The organism is Vibrio sp. SCSIO 43153, from assembly GCF_023716625.1.
GTDB lineage: Bacteria > Pseudomonadota > Gammaproteobacteria > Enterobacterales > Vibrionaceae > Vibrio > Vibrio rotiferianus.
In genome coordinates this window covers 3373631-3388369 of the sequence record NZ_CP071855.1, presented here as the reverse complement: position 1 = coordinate 3388369, position 14739 = coordinate 3373631, and the positions used below count along the sequence as shown (strand labels likewise).

18 protein-coding genes are annotated in these 14739 nt (G+C 45.6%); all 18 read left to right on the top strand.

The genetic code is table 11. The features are described 5' to 3' along the window. Nucleotides 1–330: 330 nt before the first annotated feature. The 18 genes from J4N37_RS16170 (at nt 331) to atpH (ending at nt 14726) form a co-directional block, all read left to right on the top strand. Nucleotides 331–1092 (top strand): amino acid ABC transporter substrate-binding protein, encoded by a 762-nt coding sequence (locus J4N37_RS16170; RefSeq protein ID WP_038885244.1) that lies wholly within the window; start codon nt 331–333, stop codon nt 1090–1092. 105 nt (nt 1093–1197) lie between these two features. Then, nucleotides 1198–1869: an amino acid ABC transporter permease gene (locus tag J4N37_RS16165; RefSeq protein WP_010444786.1), complete on the top strand. Its 672-nt coding sequence runs from the start codon at nt 1198–1200 to the stop codon at nt 1867–1869. Then, entirely contained in the window at nt 1866–2603 is a 738-nt protein-coding gene (locus J4N37_RS16160; RefSeq protein ID WP_010444784.1) for an amino acid ABC transporter ATP-binding protein, read from the top strand. The genes J4N37_RS16165 and J4N37_RS16160 overlap by 4 nt, the downstream gene beginning before the upstream one ends. Nucleotides 2604–2846: 243 nt before the next feature. After that, complete coding sequence (gene rpmH, locus J4N37_RS16155) at nt 2847–2981, top strand: 50S ribosomal protein L34 (protein WP_005378825.1); 135 nt, start codon at nt 2847–2849, stop codon at nt 2979–2981. 46 nt (nt 2982–3027) lie between these two features. Continuing rightward, complete coding sequence (rnpA, locus tag J4N37_RS16150; RefSeq protein ID WP_009699098.1) at nt 3028–3351, top strand: ribonuclease P protein component; 324 nt, start codon at nt 3028–3030, stop codon at nt 3349–3351. Next, nucleotides 3318–3575, top strand: a complete 258-nt coding sequence (yidD, locus tag J4N37_RS16145; RefSeq protein ID WP_005451046.1) for a membrane protein insertion efficiency factor YidD — start codon at nt 3318–3320, stop codon at nt 3573–3575. Before rnpA ends, yidD begins: the two co-directional genes overlap by 34 nt. Nucleotides 3576–3577: 2 nt before the next feature. Beyond that, nucleotides 3578–5200 (top strand): membrane protein insertase YidC, encoded by a 1623-nt coding sequence (gene yidC, locus J4N37_RS16140; protein WP_010444766.1) that lies wholly within the window; start codon nt 3578–3580, stop codon nt 5198–5200. Between the two features lie 132 nt (nt 5201–5332). Next, on the top strand, nt 5333–6694 hold the full coding sequence (gene mnmE / locus J4N37_RS16135; RefSeq protein WP_038885239.1) for a tRNA uridine-5-carboxymethylaminomethyl(34) synthesis GTPase MnmE: 1362 nt from the start codon (nt 5333–5335) through the stop codon (nt 6692–6694). 101 nt (nt 6695–6795) lie between these two features. Next, nucleotides 6796–7236 (top strand): FMN-binding protein MioC, encoded by a 441-nt coding sequence (gene mioC / locus J4N37_RS16130; protein ID WP_010444763.1) that lies wholly within the window; start codon nt 6796–6798, stop codon nt 7234–7236. Nucleotides 7237–7706: 470 nt separating this feature from the next. Beyond that, nucleotides 7707–9602: a tRNA uridine-5-carboxymethylaminomethyl(34) synthesis enzyme MnmG gene (mnmG, locus tag J4N37_RS16125; protein WP_252041383.1), complete on the top strand. Its 1896-nt coding sequence runs from the start codon at nt 7707–7709 to the stop codon at nt 9600–9602. Beyond that, nucleotides 9602–10237 (top strand): 16S rRNA (guanine(527)-N(7))-methyltransferase RsmG, encoded by a 636-nt coding sequence (rsmG, locus tag J4N37_RS16120; protein WP_252041381.1) that lies wholly within the window; start codon nt 9602–9604, stop codon nt 10235–10237. Before mnmG ends, rsmG begins: the two co-directional genes overlap by 1 nt. Before the next feature lie 10 nt (nt 10238–10247). Then, nucleotides 10248–11021: a ParA family protein gene (locus J4N37_RS16115; RefSeq protein ID WP_010444758.1), complete on the top strand. Its 774-nt coding sequence runs from the start codon at nt 10248–10250 to the stop codon at nt 11019–11021. Nucleotides 11022–11044: 23 nt separating this feature from the next. Then, a complete protein-coding gene (locus J4N37_RS16110) occupies nt 11045–11926 on the top strand; it encodes a ParB/RepB/Spo0J family partition protein (protein WP_010444756.1) in 882 nt (293 codons plus the stop codon). A 189-nt stretch (nt 11927–12115) separates the two neighbouring features. Further along, nucleotides 12116–12505, top strand: a complete 390-nt coding sequence (locus J4N37_RS16105; protein ID WP_010444753.1) for a F0F1 ATP synthase subunit I — start codon at nt 12116–12118, stop codon at nt 12503–12505. A gap of 8 nt (nt 12506–12513) precedes the next feature. Continuing rightward, nucleotides 12514–13326, top strand: a complete 813-nt coding sequence (atpB, locus tag J4N37_RS16100; protein WP_010444751.1) for a F0F1 ATP synthase subunit A — start codon at nt 12514–12516, stop codon at nt 13324–13326. Nucleotides 13327–13381: 55 nt separating this feature from the next. Beyond that, nucleotides 13382–13636 carry a F0F1 ATP synthase subunit C gene (gene atpE / locus J4N37_RS16095; RefSeq protein ID WP_002540812.1) on the top strand — a complete coding sequence of 85 codons (255 nt, stop codon included), beginning with the start codon at nt 13382–13384 and terminating at the stop codon, nt 13634–13636. A gap of 71 nt (nt 13637–13707) precedes the next feature. Further along, nucleotides 13708–14178: a F0F1 ATP synthase subunit B gene (atpF, locus tag J4N37_RS16090; RefSeq protein WP_010444724.1), complete on the top strand. Its 471-nt coding sequence runs from the start codon at nt 13708–13710 to the stop codon at nt 14176–14178. A 14-nt stretch (nt 14179–14192) separates the two neighbouring features. After that, on the top strand, nt 14193–14726 hold the full coding sequence (gene atpH, locus J4N37_RS16085) for a F0F1 ATP synthase subunit delta (RefSeq protein ID WP_010444722.1): 534 nt from the start codon (nt 14193–14195) through the stop codon (nt 14724–14726). The last annotated feature ends 13 nt before the right edge of the window (nt 14727–14739 follow it).

Below are 14739 nucleotides of genomic sequence, written 5' to 3'. Positions count from 1 at the left end.
TCCAAGTTATTCACAATTATTTCGCTGGACATAGCAAGATCAACACATCTTGCCCCAAGATTGCCCACACAATGATCCACATTTAGGCAAAATCAACCAGATCCAGCAATTGGTGATAAGTCTGTGAATGAATTTTCCTTCATTGTGCTTTTTTCATTGCCAATCCAGTTCATTTCGATCGTTTTTTCATCATTTATCCCAATTTATCGCCTACTATCTATACCAAATACGATCTTATTACTCTCAGGTCTAGGTTATTGCACTTGGTTATTTATTTAATTGAGCTAACTAACAGTAGTATTTCCAACCATAAAAGTATGGAGATGTATTATGAAACACTGGATTAAGGTTGCCGTTGCAGCCATTGCTTTGTCTGCAGCAACCGTTCAAGCAGCAGTCGACACTGCAGCTACGGAAGTAAAAGTCGGCATGTCAGGTCGCTACTTCCCATTCACCTTTGTTAAGCAAGACAAGCTACAAGGTTTTGAAGTAGATATGTGGGACGAGATCGGTAAGCGTAACGACTACAAGATCGAATATGTCACAGCGAACTTCTCTGGTTTATTCGGCCTACTAGAAACCGGCCGTATTGATACCATCTCTAACCAGATCACCATGACGGAAGCACGCAAAGCCAAATACCTTTTCGCAGACCCTTATGTGGTAGACGGTGCACAAATCACGGTACGTAAAGGCAATGACAGCATTCAAGGTGTAGAAGACCTCGCCGGTAAAACTGTTGCGGTAAACCTAGGCTCCAACTTTGAGCAACTGCTGCGCGATTACGATAAAGACGGCAAAATCAATATTAAGACTTACGATACGGGTATTGAGCACGACGTAGCACTTGGCCGCGCTGATGCATTCATCATGGATCGCTTGTCTGCCCTAGAATTGATTAAGAAAACAGGCCTGCCACTAGAGCTTGCGGGTGAACCGTTTGAAACCATTCAAAACGCTTGGCCTTTCGTAGATAACGAGAAAGGTCGCAAACTACAGGCAGAAGTGAATAAAGCACTTGCAGAGATGCGCGCCGATGGAACAGTAGAGAAGATTTCGGTGAAATGGTTTGGTGCCGACATCACTAAGTAACATTTCTCTTCTTTTAGGACGCTGAGTTTTATCTCGCGTCCTTTTTTAACTTAATGACAAGGTGGAACTTCGTATTCCACCTTTTCTTTTCTCAAGGTAAGTCGTATGGGATTTGATTTTAATTACATGTTGGAACTGCTGCCAATACTGCTCAAGTATCTTGGCACAACCATGGAAATGGCCACATGGGGATTGGTCTTTTCACTGATTTTAGCCATTATTTTAGCTAATATTCGTGTATTTAAGCTGCCTGTTCTCGACCAGTTAAGTCAACTTTACATCAGCTTCTTTCGCGGTACGCCACTTTTAGTTCAGCTGTTCTTATTGTATTACGGCCTACCACAAATCTTCCCGATCATGGTCGGCATCGATGCCTTCTCTGCTGCGGTAATTGGTTTAACATTACACTTTGCCGCTTACATGGCAGAGAGCATTCGTGCTGCCATCATCGGTATCGATCGCAGTCAAATGGAAGCGAGCTTGTCGGTGGGCATGACAACACCGCAAGCGATGCGTCGTGTTATCTTGCCACAAGCCACACGAGTCGCGTTGCCTTCATTGATGAATTACTTTATCGATATGATTAAGTCGACTTCCCTCGCCTTCACCTTGGGTGTAGCAGAAATCATGGCCAAAGCGCAGATGGAAGCCTCTTCGAGCTTCCGCTTCTTTGAAGCTTTCCTTGCAGTCGCTCTGATTTATTGGGGTGTGGTGGTGATTCTGACTCGAGTTCAAATTTGGGCAGAAGCGAAATTGAATAAGGCGTATGTACGATGATCAAATTAGAAAATATCCACAAGCGCTTTGGTGATACTGAAGTTTTAAAAGGTATTGATCTCAACATCAAACAAGGCGAGATCATCGTTATTATCGGCTCAAGTGGTACGGGTAAATCGACATTGCTACGTACCGTTAATTTCTTAGAGCAAGCGGATCAGGGACGCATCACCATTGATGACATCTCTGTGGATACGCAAAAGCATACTAAAGCAGAAGTATTAGCATTACGTCGCCGGACAGGATTTGTTTTTCAAAACTATGCCCTATTTGCTCATATGACTGCGCGCCAGAACATTGCAGAAGGCCTGATTACCGTACGTGGCTGGAAGAAAGATGACGCACTAAAACGTGCACAAGAAATTCTCGACGACATTGGTCTTGGCGATAAAGGCGAAAGTTATCCAGCGGCACTGTCTGGAGGTCAACAGCAGCGTGTGGGTATTGGCCGCGCAATGGCCTTACAGCCGGAACTGTTGCTTTTTGATGAGCCAACGTCTGCACTGGATCCTGAGTGGGTTGGAGAAGTTCTCTCATTAATGAAGAAGTTAGCTAACCAACACCAGACAATGCTAGTGGTAACGCATGAGATGCAATTTGCCAAAGAAGTGGCTGACAGAGTGATCTTTATGGCCGAAGGCAACATTGTTGAACAAGGTTCTCCACAGGATATTTTCGACAATCCACAAGATCCTAGATTGAAAAAATTCCTTAACCAAGTGGGAATAGAGTAAAGATCAAGCATTAGGATCAATCGATCCTTGAGATTTTACTCACACTACGTATAATCGCCCGGCCGGAATTTCATACACATGAGTCATTGACACATTATGTGAGTGTGATTACAATTCCGCCTCTTTGTTGAGAGGCGTCGGTTGTTCTTCTCTATATAAAGAGCTTCTTTATATAAAGAAAGCATATTGCCCACGCCGGGTTTAACAAGAACCTAAAACTACTGATCAGTAAAGGTAATTATCATGAAACGCACTTTTCAACCTACAGTTCTAAAGCGCAAGCGTACTCACGGCTTCCGTGCTCGCATGGCAACTAAGAACGGTCGTAAAGTTATCAACGCACGTCGTGCAAAAGGCCGTGCGCGCCTATCAAAATAATCGCTAGTTTATTTTGAACACGTACGCGTTTAATCGGGAGTTACGCTTGTTAACTCCCGAGCATTATCAAAACGTCTTCCAGCAAGCTCATCGAGCTGGCTCGCCTCATTTCACCATCATTGCTCGCAATAACAAACTTTCTCATCCACGATTAGGTTTAGCTGTTCCGAAAAAGCAAATCAAAACTGCTGTCGGTCGTAACCGTTTTAAGCGTTTGGCTCGTGAAAGCTTTCGTAACAATCAACATCAGCTTCCAAATAAAGATTTTGTTGTGATCGCGAAGAAAAGCGCGCAAGATTTAAGCAATGAGGAATTATTTAAGTTGTTTGATAAGCTATGGCATCGCCTGTCTCGCCCTTCACGTGGATAGCCATTGGGCTCGTTAATCTTTATCGCTGGTTTATCAGCCCTCTGATTGGTCCTCGCTGCCGGTTCACACCAACTTGTTCCACTTACGCACTAGAAGCTTTGAGAGCTCACGGTTTTGTAAAAGGATGTTGGTTATCAGGCAAACGTCTATTAAAATGCCACCCTTTGAATGAAGGGGGGTATGACCCCGTTCCACCAGTCCAAAAACAAGACAGAGATAACTAACGATGGATTCTCAACGTAATATCCTGCTCATCGCTCTGGCACTGGTTTCTTTCTTGCTGTTTCAACAGTGGCAAGTCGCAAAGAATCCAGCACCTCAAGCGGTTGAACAGGCTCAATCAAGCAGTACTCTACCTGCACCATCTTTTGCGGATGAGCTAGACCCAGTTCCTGGTCAACAGCAAGCTTCTGCAAAAACTATCACAGTAACGACTGATGTTTTAACTCTGTCGATCGACACCGTTGGTGGCGATGTGGTACATGCCGACCTGAACAAATACTCTGCTGAACTTGATTCATCAGACCCATTCGTTCTGCTAAAAGACACTAAAGGTCACCAGTTCATCGCACAAAGCGGTCTAGTGGGTCCTCAAGGTATCGACCTTAGCAGCACTAACCGTCCTCACTACAACGTGAGCGCAGACAGCTTCACTCTAGCTGACGGTCAAGATGAACTACGCGTTCCAATGACTTTCACTGCGAATGGCATCGAATACATCAAGACTTACGTATTCAAACGTGGCAGCTACGCGCTGAACGTAGAATACGATGTAGTGAACAACTCTGGTAACAACGCAACATTTGGTATGTACGCTCACTTGCGTCAAAACCTAATGGACGCCGGTGGTAGCATCACAATGCCGACTTACCGTGGCGGCGCTTACTCTACAGAAGACGTTCGTTACAAGAAATACAGCTTCGAAGATATGCAGGATCGTAACCTGTCTATCAACCTAGCGGATGGCCAAGGTTGGGCAGCAATGATCCAACACTACTTCGCTGCAGCTTGGATCCCACGCAACGAACCAGGTACTAACCTGTACACTCGCGTGATTGGTAACCTAGGCGACATCGGCGTGCGTATGCCAAACAAAACTATCGCAACGGGCGACCAAGCGAAGTTTGAAGCAACACTATGGGTTGGTCCTAAGCTACAAAACGAAATGGCAGCAGTGGCACCAAACCTAGATCTAGTAGTGGACTACGGCTGGCTATGGTTCATCGCTAAACCACTTCACTCACTGCTTGCTTTCATCCAAAGCTTCGTGGGTAACTGGGGTGTGGCAATCATCTGTTTGACCTTCATCGTTCGTGGTGCAATGTACCCACTAACGAAAGCGCAATACACGTCTATGGCGAAAATGCGTATGCTACAGCCTAAGCTGCAAGCAATGCGTGAGCGCATCGGTGATGACCGTCAGCGCATGAGCCAAGAGATGATGGAACTGTACAAGAAAGAGAAAGTGAACCCACTAGGTGGCTGTTTACCTCTTATCCTACAGATGCCTATCTTCATCGCGCTATACTGGGCACTAATGGAATCGGTTGAGCTTCGTCACTCACCATTCTTCGGTTGGATTCACGACCTTTCAGCACAGGACCCTTACTACATCCTGCCGCTACTGATGGGTGCGTCAATGTTCCTAATCCAGAAGATGAGCCCAACAACCGTAACGGATCCAATGCAGCAGAAGATCATGACCTTTATGCCGGTTATGTTTACCTTCTTCTTCTTGTTCTTCCCATCAGGCCTAGTTCTATACTGGTTGGTGTCGAACATCGTTACGCTTATCCAGCAAACTTTGATTTACAAAGCGCTGGAGAAAAAAGGCTTACACACTAAGTAACCTTGATAGAAAAGCATAAGAAAGGCGGCCAAAAGGTCGCCTTTTTGTTTTTGGCTGATTACAATTCAGCTAATTAACTAGTTCTGGCTCCCTAGGTTTCAACACCTATAGCCCAGCTCAAAAGGCAAGATTATGACTACAGATACGATTGTCGCTCAGGCTACCGCACCCGGTCGTGGTGGTGTCGGCATTATTCGTGTTTCTGGCCCTAAGGCCAATCAAGTGGCGCTAGAAGTCACAGGTAAAACGCTAAAGCCTCGCTACGCAGAGTATCTGCCATTTCAAGCGGAAGATGGCACCGTGCTAGACCAAGGCATTGCACTGTACTTCCCTAACCCACATTCATTTACAGGCGAAGACGTACTTGAACTGCAAGGTCATGGTGGCCCTGTGGTAATGGATATGCTGATTAAGCGTATCTTGGGTATTGATGGCGTGCGTGCCGCGCGTCCTGGTGAGTTCTCTGAACGCGCCTTCCTAAACGATAAGATGGATCTTACTCAAGCAGAAGCGATTGCCGACCTGATTGATGCCAGCTCAGAAGAAGCGGCCAAATCAGCACTGCAATCACTGCAGGGTCAGTTCTCACAACGTATTCAAACGCTGGTGGAATCGCTGATCCATTTGCGTATTTACGTTGAAGCCGCGATTGACTTCCCTGAAGAAGAGATCGACTTTTTGGCCGATGGGAAAGTATCTGGCGACTTACAAGCCATCATTGATAACCTCGATGCGGTACGCAAAGAAGCAAACCAAGGCGCCATTATGCGCGAAGGCATGAAAGTCGTGATTGCCGGTCGCCCCAATGCAGGCAAATCAAGCCTACTGAACGCCCTGTCAGGCAAAGAGTCTGCGATTGTGACCGATATTGCAGGTACCACCCGTGACGTACTACGTGAGCATATCCATATTGATGGAATGCCACTACACATCATCGATACTGCAGGTCTGCGTGACGCTTCAGACGAAGTCGAGAAAATAGGTATCGAGCGCGCATGGGATGAAATCGCCCAAGCTGACCGAGTGCTATTCATGGTGGACGGTACAACAACTGACGCGACGGATCCAAAAGACATCTGGCCAGACTTTGTTGATCGCCTACCTAACAGCATCGGCATGACAGTGATCCGCAACAAAGCGGATCAAACCAGTGAAGAAATGGGGATCTGCCATGTCAACGATCCAACCTTAATTCGCCTCTCTGCAAAAACAGGAGCTGGTGTGGATGCTTTACGTAGTCACTTAAAAGAATGTATGGGCTTCTCAGGTAACACCGAAGGCGGCTTTATGGCTCGTCGTCGTCACTTGGATGCACTAGAACGTGCTGCTCAGCATCTTCAAATCGGTCAAGAGCAACTTGAAGGCTTTATGGCTGGAGAAATCTTGGCAGAAGAGTTACGAATCACTCAGCAGCACTTGAATGAGATTACCGGTGAATTCAGCTCGGATGACCTATTAGGCCGAATCTTCTCCTCATTCTGTATCGGTAAATAATCAAAACGCGCGGTGTTAAGCATAAGTTTAACACCGCGTTTCTTTTTGTACTGACGCTAACAGCAATGCTGGCGTCAGTATGGCTCAATAAAGGAAGACACATGATCCACATTATTACAGGCAGTACGCTAGGTGGCGCAGAGTACGTGGGTGATCACCTTAGTGATCTACTGAATGAAAACGGTTTTGAAACCACGATCCACAACCAACCTGAATTGGCATCAATCGAGAACCAAGGCACTTGGTTGCTGATTACTTCAACCCACGGTGCGGGCGAATACCCAGATAATATTCAGCCTTTCATTGCTGCATTGCAGAATACGCCACCTAAGATGGCTGATGTGAAGTTTGCGGTGATTGCAATTGGTGACTCAAGCTACGATACCTTCTGCGCAGCAGGCCAGCACGCGTATGACCTACTCGAAGACATCGGTGCTACGCCGATTACAGACTGCTTGAAAATTGATGTGCTTAGCCACGACGTGCCAGAAGATGCTGCTGAAATGTGGCTAAACGAAAACCTGTCTCGATTTTCCGCTTAACTCCCCCTCTCTCAGAGTCGAATCACGGCTCTGATTTTCCTCTTTGTGAACAACTCCTAGCAAAACCAATTGTTCAACCGCTCAAAAAACACTCAAACTATCTGTGGATAAGTCAGGGAAGATCCAGTGATTTTCCTTTAGTTATCCAAATAACAACTTGGATCCAATTTTACTCCTGTGTATAACCCACACTTTTGATCCCAGATAATCCTCGATCAGATCAAATCATGATCACAAGATATGATCCAAAGAAGATCCATGATCTTGTTGATCATTTTCTAGTTATCCACAGAAACCTGCGATCCTAATAATAGATCCAATAAAAGATCATATATATAGATCTTATATATATAGTCTTGAAGACTAAAATGTGAAAAGCGAGAAAACGATTCTCTCTCACAGATAAAAAAGGTAAAATATCGCTCTTTTTTATCTGTCCATTTAATCCTTTGAATACCTGAGGTCAGTTCATGCTTTATCACGAAAACTTTGACGTCATTGTTGTCGGTGGCGGACACGCAGGAACGGAAGCCGCGCTCGCATCTGCACGCACAGGACAAAAAACCTTACTCCTTACCCATAACATCGATACATTAGGCCAGATGTCTTGTAATCCGGCGATTGGTGGTATCGGTAAAGGTCACTTAGTAAAAGAAGTGGATGCTATGGGCGGTCTGATGGCTGAGGCCATTGACCATGCAGGTATTCAATTCCGAACACTAAATGCCTCTAAAGGTCCAGCGGTTAGAGCAACACGTGCTCAAGCTGACCGTGCATTGTACAAAGCGTATGTACGTAACGCGCTAGAAAACGCACCAAACCTTACTCTGTTCCAACAATCGGTTGATGATCTGATTGTGGACCAAGATCGTGTGGTTGGCGTTGTGACGCAAATGGGTCTGAAATTCCACGCAAAAGCGGTGGTATTAACGGTTGGTACCTTCCTTGGTGGTAAGATCCACATCGGTATGGAAAGCTCTTCTGGCGGTCGCGCTGGGGATCCACCATCGATCGCATTGGCGGATCGACTGCGTGAACTGCCATTTCGTGTCGATCGTCTGAAAACAGGTACACCACCACGTATCGATGCACGTAGTGTGGATTTCTCAGTGTTAGAGGCGCAACACGGTGATAATCCAACACCTGTATTCTCATTCATGGGTAAACGTGAGCACCAGCCACGTCAAATTCCATGTTTTATTACACACACCAATGAACAAACTCATGAGGTGATCCGCAACAACCTTGATCGCAGTCCAATGTATGCCGGTGTGATTGAAGGGATTGGCCCGCGCTACTGCCCGTCTATCGAAGACAAAGTGATGCGCTTTGCGGACAAGAACAGTCACCAAATCTTCATTGAGCCAGAAGGCCTAACGACGCACGAGCTATACCCGAATGGTATTTCCACTAGCTTGCCATTTGACGTGCAAGTACAAATCGTTCGTTCTATGAAAGGTTTTGAGAACGCACACATTGTTCGTCCTGGTTACGCGATTGAGTACGATTTCTTCGATCCTCGTGATTTGAAGCAAACCTACGAAACTAAATTCATCAGTGGTTTGTTCTTTGCTGGCCAAATTAACGGCACAACTGGTTACGAAGAAGCGGCGGCACAAGGTCTGATGGCTGGTTTGAACGCAAGTTTGCACAGCCAAGGCAAAGAAGGCTGGAACCCTCGCCGTGATCAAGCGTACATGGGTGTGCTGATTGACGACTTGTCGACCATGGGTACCAAAGAACCGTACCGCATGTTCACGTCTCGTGCCGAATACCGTTTGTTGTTGCGTGAAGACAATGCCGATTTACGTCTGACAGAAAAAGCTCGTGAACTTGGTTTGATTGATGATGTGCGTTGGGCACGTTTCAACGAGAAAATCGATAACATGGAAACCGAGCGCCAACGTCTTAAATCGACGTGGATGAACCCGAATTCTGCAGGCATTGATGAGCTGAACAAGCTATTGAAAACACCAATGGCACGTGAAGCAAGCGGTGAGGATCTTCTGCGTCGTCCGGAGATCTCATACTCGCAACTGACGCAACTTGATGCGTTTGCACCTGCACTAGAAGATCAACAAGCGTCTGAGCAGGTAGAAATTCAAGTGAAGTACGATGGTTACATCAAGCGTCAGCAAGAAGAGATCGAAAAGTCACTGCGCCATGAGCACACTAAGTTACCAGCCGATATCGATTACAAAGACGTAAAAGGCCTTTCCAATGAAGTTGTGGCGAAGCTAACGGAAGCAAAACCAGAAAGCATCGGTATTGCATCTCGTATCTCAGGTATTACGCCTGCAGCGATTTCTATTCTGCTAGTGCACCTGAAAAAACATGGCTTGTTGAAAAAAGGTGAGGAAGAGTAATGAGCGCACTACGTACTAGACTGGATGCTCTGATCGCCAAAACCGATTTAGAAGTCTCTGATAAACAACGTGAGCAGTTAGTTGGTTACGTCGAACTGCTCGACAAGTGGAATAAAGCTTACAACCTAACGTCGGTTCGTGATCCTCTTGATATGTTAGTGAAACATATCCTTGATAGCATCATCGTTAGCACTCACTTACGAGGTGAGCGCTTTATTGATGTAGGTACAGGGCCTGGTTTGCCTGGTATTCCATTGGCGATAATGAACCCAGGTAAGACATTTTTCTTACTTGATAGTCTTGGCAAACGCATTCGCTTCATCAAGCAAGTTGTGCATTCGCTGGGACTGAAAAATGTGACGCCAATTCAAAGTCGCGTCGAAGAGTTCCAACCAGAAGAAAAATTTGATGGCGTTTTGAGTCGAGCTTTTGCTTCAATGACGGATATGGTGGAGTGGTGTCATCATCTGCCTAAACAAGATTCTGGGGTGTTTCTTGCGTTGAAAGGACAACACCCTAAAGATGAAATAGATCTGCTTCCTGAATGGTGTTGTGTGACAGAGATCATATCTTTAGCTGTTCCTGAGTTGGAAGGTGATCGTCATCTAGTAATCTTATCGCGCAAGGAAAATTAGCGAGGTAATCGTGGGTAAAATCGTAGCAATCGCCAACCAGAAAGGTGGGGTCGGCAAAACAACAACGTGCATTAACTTAGCAGCTTCGATGGCGGCAACAAAGCGCAAGGTTTTGGTGATCGATCTCGACCCTCAAGGTAATGCTACGATGGCCAGTGGCGTGGATAAGTACATGGTAGACGCAACGGCGTATGATCTTCTGGTTGAAGATACGCCGTTTGATCAAGTTGTGTGTACGCAGACCACTGGAAAATACGATCTGATTGCGGCGAACGGTGACGTGACCGCTGCAGAAATCAAATTGATGGAAGTGTTCGCTCGTGAAGTGCGTTTGAAAAATGCCCTTGCGTCAGTTCGCGATAACTATGATTTCATCTTTATTGATTGTCCTCCTTCTCTAAACCTTCTTACAATCAACGCTATGGCCGCAGCAGATTCTGTGCTGGTGCCGATGCAATGTGAATACTTTGCGTTAGAAGGTTTAACTGCTCTTATGGATACAATCAGCAAGTTAGCGGCCGTGGTCAATGAGAACCTCAAAATTGAGGGCTTACTACGTACTATGTACGATCCACGTAACCGCCTGTCTAATGAAGTATCCGATCAACTGAAAAAGCACTTTGGTAGTAAAGTTTACCGTACTGTAATCCCACGTAATGTGCGTTTGGCCGAAGCGCCGAGCCACGGTAAACCAGCCATGTACTACGACAAGTACTCTGCTGGCGCCAAAGCGTATCTTGCTCTAGCAGGCGAAATGCTTCGCCGCGAAGAAGTCCCAGTTTAACACTAACCTAAGGAATTCATCCCATGTCTAAGCGTGGTCTTGGAAAAGGACTGGATGCGTTATTGTCGACCAGTTCGTTAGCGCGTGAGAAACAGCACATTGCATCTCAAAGTCAGGCTCTATCAGCGGATGGAGAACTGGCAGATTTAGCGATAGGCCAGTTACAGCCGGGTGTATACCAACCGCGTAAAGATATGGCTCCTGAGGCGTTAGAGGAGCTGGCAGCTTCGATTCAGTCACAAGGTATCATTCAACCTATCGTGGTGCGTCAGGTGGCGAGCGGTCAGTTTGAGATCATTGCTGGTGAACGTCGTTGGCGTGCGGCCAAGCAAGCCGGACTCAAGCGCGTGCCTTGTTTGGTGAAAAAGGTTGAAGACCGTGCTGCAATTGCGATGGCGTTGATTGAAAACATTCAGCGTGAAGATTTGAATGTGATTGAAGAAGCCCAAGCACTTGAGCGTTTGCAGGATGAGTTTACTCTCACCCATCAGCAAGTAGCCGATGTGATTGGCAAATCAAGAACCACAGTAAGTAACCTATTACGTCTTAATCAGCTAGAAATTGATGTAAAAGGTTTGGTTGCAGATAAAAAATTAGAAATGGGGCATGCTCGTGCGTTGTTGGCTCTAGAAGGTGAGCAACAAGTCGAAGTCGCAGAGCAGGTCGCAAAGAAACAAATGACCGTTCGTCAGACCGAACAGTTAGTAAAAAAGTGCTTAGCGCCACAAAATGAGCAAAAAGCTCAACAAGAAGATACCGAAGCAGAGCAAATGTCGCATAAATTGAGTCGACTGCTTGATGCTAAAGTTTCTTTAGTCCGTTCAGCGAATGGCAAAGCAAAAGTGACGATAAGTATTGATGAGCCTCACAAATTGGAGCAACTAATTGCCAAGCTTGAGGCCTAGATGAGATAATTGATTTAGGTCAATTAATCAAAATAATCGAATTTTGTGTGAAAGTTGTCGGTTTGTAAACAAAACTGTAAGTTTTTGCTGCAATTTAATTGCATTCAGTTGGACTGACCGTATAATTTTCGCCAATTTCCCTGCACAGAGAGTTTAGTGCGAAGTGGATATTACTAGAGGTACGAATACATGGTAGCTGCGTTAGCTAGACCAGGACGAGAGCTCGCAAGGCAATTGTTGATGATCCAGTCTGGCGCGGTTATTTTTGTGGCTGCAGGAATGGCGATAGCCGTGAATCCTGAATGGGGACTTTCAGCGCTGGTTGGTGGGGGCATTTTTGTTGTTGCCAACGCTGTCTTTGCGTTTTGTGCTTTTATGTTTAGTGGAGCTCGCGCTGCCAAGCGTGTCGCGGCCTCTTTCTACACAGGTGAAGTTCTGAAAATTCTCATCACGGTTGTGTTGTTCTACGTAGCCTACATGTATATGCAGGTGGAACTTGTTCCCCTCAAACTAACCTATTTGCTGGTACTAGGTATTAATATCTGTGCACCAGTGCTATTCATTAACAACAAAAAATAGGATGAGTTATGGCTGCGCCAGGTGAAGCGCTAACATCGTCCGGATACATTGCCCACCACTTATCAAACCTATCTTTAGCTAAGTTAGGCTTGGTAGCGGATGAAGCAAGTTTCTGGAACGTACATATCGATAGCCTGTTTTTTTCTTGGTTTACTGGTTTAATTTTCCTAGGAATTTTTTACAAAGTAGCGAAGAAAACAACAGCGGGTGTACCAGGTAAGCTTCAGTGTGCTGTAGAAATGATCGTTGAATTTGTCGCGGAAAACGTCAAAGACACGTTCCATGGACGCAACCCACTGATCGCGCCTTTAGCACTGACTATCTTTTGTTGGGTATTTTTGATGAACGTGATGGACTTAGTCCCGATCGACTTCTTACCATACCCAGCAGAGCATTGGCTAGGTATCCCTTATCTTAAGGTTGTACCGTCTGCTGATGTGAATATCACCATGGCTATGGCTCTAGGCGTTTTTGCATTGATGATTTACTACAGCATCAAAGTGAAAGGTCTAGGTGGATTCGCAAAAGAACTTGCACTACATCCATTCAATCACCCACTGATGATTCCGTTTAACCTATTGATTGAAGTGGTATCGCTACTAGCGAAACCTCTATCACTCGGTATGCGTCTATTCGGTAACATGTTTGCGGGTGAGGTTGTATTCATTCTTTGTGCGGCAATGCTACCATGGTACTTACAATGGATGGGTTCACTACCGTGGGCAATCTTCCATATCTTGGTTATTACGATTCAAGCCTTCGTATTCATGATGTTGACAATTGTTTACCTGTCAATGGCACACGAAGACTCTGATCATTAATTTTTTAAGCTTTTTATTTGGGCACTAAGCCAACAACTATAAATTGGAGATAGTAATGGAAACTTTACTGAGCTTTTCTGCAATCGCCGTAGGTATTATCGTCGGTCTTGCTTCTCTTGGTACAGCGATTGGTTTCGCACTACTAGGTGGTAAATTCCTAGAAGGTGCAGCACGTCAACCAGAAATGGCTCCTATGCTACAAGTTAAGATGTTCATCATCGCAGGTCTACTTGATGCGGTTCCAATGATCGGTATCGTAATCGCGCTACTATTCACATTCGCAAACCCATTCGTTGGTCAACTAGGTTAATCACCTTTAACTCGGGACGAGCTCAGGCTTGTTACTGATTAACACTAAGTCCAAATAGAGGGGTAGCTGTTGTGAACATAAACGCAACTCTGCTAGGTCAAGCAATCTCGTTCGCACTATTTGTGTGGTTCTGCATGAAGTATGTATGGCCACCGTTGATGCAAGCGATTGAAGAACGTCAGAAAAAAATTGCTGATGGTCTTCAAGCAGCGGAACGTGCTGCAAAAGACTTGGATCTAGCACAAGCCAACGCTTCTGATCAGATGAAAGAAGCGAAGCGCACAGCAACTGAGATCATCGACCAAGCGAACAAGCGTAAGTCTCAAATTATTGATGAAGCTCGCGAGGAAGCTCAGGCAGAACGCCAGAAAATCCTAGCGCAAGCGGAAGCAGAACTTGAAGCTGAACGTAATCGTGCACGCGATGAGCTGCGCAAACAAGTTGCTACTCTGGCTGTAGCTGGTGCTGAGAAAATCCTTGAGCGTTCTATCGATAAAGACGCTCAGAAAGATATTCTCGACAACATTACTGCAAAACTTTAAGTCTGGGGGCGCATATGTCTGATTTGACTACAATCGCACGCCCCTATGCTAAAGCAGCTTTTGACTTTGCTGTAGACAAAGACCAGTTGGACCAATGGGGCCAAATGTTGTCTTTCGCTACTGAAGTTGCCAAAAACGAACAAATGAATGAACTTCTAACGGGTTCTGTTTCAGCTGATAAAATGGCAGAAATTTTTGTTGCAGTTTGCGGTGAACAAGTTGATGCGCACGGTCAAAACCTGATTAAGGTTATGGCTGAGAATGGTCGTCTGACGGCCCTTCCTGATGTTTGTGAGCAATTCTTCTTATTGAAGAAAGAGCATGAGAAAGAAGTCGATGTTGAAGTGATTTCAGCAAGCGAACTTTCTGATGAGCAGCTAGCAAATATTGGCAGCAAACTTGAAGCGCGTCTTGAACGCAAAGTGAAGCTGAATTGCAGCGTAGATGAGACCCTACTTGGTGGGGTTATTATTCGAGCCGGAGACCTAGTCATCGATGACTCAGCGCGTGGTCGTTTGAACCGCCTGAGCGATGCATTGCAGTCTTAATGGGGATTGGAGC